This is a genomic window from Vibrio sp. N418, assembly GCF_000222565.1.
GTDB classification, from domain to species: domain Bacteria; phylum Pseudomonadota; class Gammaproteobacteria; order Enterobacterales; family Vibrionaceae; genus Vibrio; species Vibrio scophthalmi.
Genome location: NZ_AFWD01000010.1, coordinates 1 through 218 on the forward strand (window position 1 = coordinate 1; position 218 = coordinate 218).

2 tRNA genes are annotated in these 218 nt (G+C 55.5%); both read left to right on the plus strand.

The features are described from left to right. Positions 1–8: 8 nt before the first annotated feature. Positions 9–85 (plus strand) — tRNA-Ile (locus RH86_RS02145). A gap of 42 nt (positions 86–127) precedes the next feature. Beyond that, positions 128–203 (plus strand) — tRNA-Ala (locus tag RH86_RS02150). The last annotated feature ends 15 nt before the right edge of the window (positions 204–218 follow it).

Sequence of the window (218 nt, forward strand, 5' to 3'; positions counted from 1 at the left end):
ACGATACTGGGTCTGTAGCTCAGGTGGTTAGAGCGTTCGCCTGATAAGCGAGAGGTCGGTGGTTCGAGTCCACTCAGACCCACCAATTCCCTTCCCAAGGAATTGGCACACAGTATCGACACCTGATGGGGCTATAGCTCAGCTGGGAGAGCGCCTGCCTTGCACGCAGGAGGTCTGCGGTTCGATCCCGCATAGCTCCACCATCTTTAAGCACATTT